The organism is Frankia sp. AgPm24, assembly GCF_023243055.1.
In the GTDB taxonomy this organism is placed as follows: domain Bacteria; phylum Actinomycetota; class Actinomycetes; order Frankiales; family Frankiaceae; genus Frankia; species Frankia umida.
Genome location: NZ_JALKFW010000159.1, coordinates 50,433 through 53,600 on the forward strand (window position 1 = coordinate 50,433; position 3,168 = coordinate 53,600).

Here is a 3,168-nt window from a genome sequence, read left to right on the forward strand (position 1 = left end):
CGCCCCCCTCCGCCCCCCGCCCCCAAACCCCCCGCGCCCCCCCCCCCGCGCCCCCCCCCCGGGCCCCGGCGAGGGCGCGGACGGTGTGGCCGGCTCGCCGTTGGGGTTGCTGCGGCGGGTCGAGGTCGATCTCGCCGCCGACGCACCGGACGGTGACACCGCCGTCCCGGAGCTGGTCGGCACCCCGGCCGGACGGTTGCTGCTGGTCAACGACGGCGATCTGACCTACGCCAAGACCCGGTTCACCGCCGAGCACCTCGAGGCCCTCCCCGACGTCCTGCCTCGCCTCACCGACCCACTGACCAGGGCCGTCATCTGGGCGGCTGCCGCCGACGCGACCCGCGACGCGGCCTGGCCCGCCGAGCGCCACCTCGACCTCACCGAGGCCGCGCTGCCCAGCGAATCCCAGCTCGCCGTGTTCGAGGACGTCCTGCGGTTCGCCCGCACCATCGCCCTCAACCGCTACCTCGCCCCCACCGACCGAGGCGACCCCGCCGCTCGCCTGCACGCCGTCTGCCGGCAGGTGCTCGCCGAGGCCCCGGCCGGCAGCGGACGTCAGCTGTCCGCCGCCCGCGGCACCATCGGTCTCGCCGGGACGACGGACACCGCCGAACTCGCCGCATGGCTGTCCGGCCGGGACGTCCCTCCCGGTCTGGTCGTCGACCCGGAACTGCGCTGGACGTTGCTGCACCGGCTGGTCACCCTGGGCCAGGCCGGGGAGCGTGAGATCACTGCCGAGGCCGACCGGGACCGCAGCGCCCGCGCCGCCGAGAACGCCGCCCGTGCCCGCGCCGCCATCGCCCATCCCACCGCCAAGGCCCGCGCCTGGGATCTGATCATGCTCTCCGAGCAGCCCTCGGCCCGTCTGGTCACCGCCAGCGCCGACGGCTTCTGGCAGCCCGAGCAGGAGCAGCTCACCGCGTCGTACGTCGAGCGCTACTTCGAGCAGGTACCGGCGATGGCCACCCGCCGCACCCCCCACGCCGCCCGTCAGATCGCCTTCGCCGCCTACCCCCACTTCGCCGTCTCCCCGCGCACGGTGCGCGCGGCCGACGCCCTGCTCACCCGCCATGACCTTGGCCGGGTCCTGCACCGTGTCGTCGTGGACGCCACCGACGACCTGCGTCGCGCCGTGCACGCCCGCGCGCTCACCGCTCGCCTCGCCATGGCCCGCCTCACCGGCTCCACCGGCCTCACCCGCCCCGGCGGCCCCTCGTAGCGCACCCGACCGCACGTCCGAACAATGGACGGACAAGCCGCAGGTGCTCGGGTCAAACACGACCAGACGGCAAAAAATGGTCAATACCCTGTCGCGCCAGCGACGATCGGGACCGAGAGATCGTCCGGTCGGGCATTGTCGCGGGACAACGGCGGCCTTCGGGGCACCTTAACCATGATCAATATGGCTATGATCTGCGGCATATGCCCCCGAGCGGGGGCAGCCGCGGCCAGGCGGGGACACCTGGCCGCGGGGGGTGAGGGGGACGGGGTATGACTGTCGACGCACAACCGTCGGCCAGACCGGGGTCTCGGGGCACGGCGGTGGCCGGTGTGCTGCTGCTTGGCGCCGCTGTCGCGGTGGCCACGGGCGTCTATGCGAAGGTTCACGAACCGGCTGGAAAGCCGCTGTTCGACCTGGGTTTCTCGGGCACGTTGCCGATGAAGGCCTGGTTGACGACGGCGGCCGTGGTGTTGGCGCTGGTGCAGCTGACCTCGGCGCTGTGGATGTGGGGGCGGCTGCCCGGAGCGGGGGCGGCGCCGGGCTGGATCGGGCCGCTGCACCGGTGGAGCGGGACGACGGCGTTCGTGCTGACGTTGCCGGTCGCGTTCACCTGCATCTGGTCGCTGGGATTCGCCACCGGTGAGCCCAGGGTGGTGGCGCACGGTATCGCCGGTTGCGCCTTCTACGGGGCGTACGCGGCGAAGATGCTGAGCCTGCGGGTGCGCGGAATGCCCGGCTGGGCACTGCCGGTACTCGGTTCGCTGGTGCTCTCGAGCCTGGTCGCGCTCTGGCTGACCGCCTCGCTGTGGTTCTTCACGCAGTCCGGCATCCCGCATGTCTGAGCGGGGCGAGTTCGTCGCGCCGATGCCCGTTGACCGCCCGCGCCCGAACCCTAGGACGACGTCATGACGCAGGAAGCGCCGAGCCGGCGGTTGGTTGTTCCCGGCATCGTGGTCACCGTCGCCGGCGGTGCGGCCGGGTACGCCGTCGCCCACAGCAGTGACGCGGCCAAGCCCGACGACACCGCGGCTGGCTCGACCGCCGCGGGCGGCGGGGGCGGCGGCGCGGGTGGTGCGGCCGCGCCGCTGGCCAAGGTGGACGACGTGCCGGCGGACGGCGGGGTCATCCTGGCCGGTGCCGGCGTCGTGCTGACCCGGGACGCGACCGGCACGGTCCAGGGATTCTCGACCGTGTGCACCCATCAGGGCTGCAAGGTGAGTTCGGTGGCCAACGGCCGGATCAGCTGCCCCTGCCACGGCAGTGCGTTCGACACCCGCACCGGCGAGCCCGTCGCCGGACCCGCGAAGACCCCCCTGCCCCCGGTCCCGGTGACCGTGCGCGGCGGCGATGTCTTCCCAGCCTGATGGCTCCGCGCCGGCGTCCCGGAGAGGACATGCAGTGAACGTGATGCGGATCGTCACCCCGTCCGGCGAGGTGGTGCTCGAAGCCGAGCGCGACCATGTCATCGGCCGCGGCCGGGACTGTGACGTGGTCATGTCCGATGGACGGGTGTCCCGGCGGCACCTGCGCCTGGAGTCGACCGCGGACGGCTGGCTCGCCCGCGACATCAGCTCCAGCGGCATCTGGGTGGACGGTTCCCGGGCCAGTGTCGTCCCCCTGCGCGGCGGCGAGGTGCGGGTGCGGCTCGGTGCGGCCGACGGCCCGGCCGTGACGCTCATCCCGCCGCCTCCCCCGGCTCCCGCGGCGCCCCCGGCTCCCGTGCGTGGTGCGGCGGTGCCGTTCGAGCCGGACGTCTCCGACCAGGAGACGATGCTCGCCGGCTCGGGTGCGCCCACCGGTGGGCTGCCCCGCCCGTCCGCGGTCGGCGCGCCGCCCGGTGCCCCGCCGGGGGGGGGCGGGGGGGGGGCCGCGCCGGGGGGGGGGGGGGGGGCGGGGTCCGGGGGCGCGGGGGGCTCGGCCGGGGCGGGGGGGTCGGCCGGGGCGGG

General features: G+C 74.8%; 4 protein-coding genes. All 4 read left to right on the forward strand.

The window, feature by feature from the left end:
* The coding region (locus MXD61_RS08425; protein ID WP_248812275.1) for an ERAP1-like C-terminal domain-containing protein at positions 1-1,219 on the forward strand (1,219 nt) is incomplete at its 5' end.
* A 272-nt stretch (positions 1,220-1,491) separates the two neighbouring features.
* Positions 1,492-2,064, forward strand: a complete 573-nt coding sequence (locus MXD61_RS08430) for a DUF6529 family protein (protein ID WP_248812276.1) — start codon at positions 1,492-1,494, stop codon at positions 2,062-2,064.
* Between the two features lie 63 nt (positions 2,065-2,127).
* Positions 2,128-2,586 (forward strand): Rieske (2Fe-2S) protein, encoded by a 459-nt coding sequence (locus tag MXD61_RS08435; protein WP_248812277.1) that lies wholly within the window; start codon positions 2,128-2,130, stop codon positions 2,584-2,586.
* 43 nt (positions 2,587-2,629) lie between these two features.
* On the forward strand, positions 2,630-3,168 hold a 539-nt coding region (locus tag MXD61_RS08440), incomplete at its 3' end, for an FHA domain-containing protein (RefSeq protein WP_248812280.1).

Coding starts and splice junctions, on each gene's coding strand:
- MXD61_RS08430 (WP_248812276.1), top strand. CDS start 1,492: ATGACTGTCGACGCACAACCGTCGGCCAGACCGGGGTCTCGGGGCACG.
- MXD61_RS08435 (WP_248812277.1), top strand. CDS start 2,128: ATGACGCAGGAAGCGCCGAGCCGGCGGTTGGTTGTTCCCGGCATCGTG.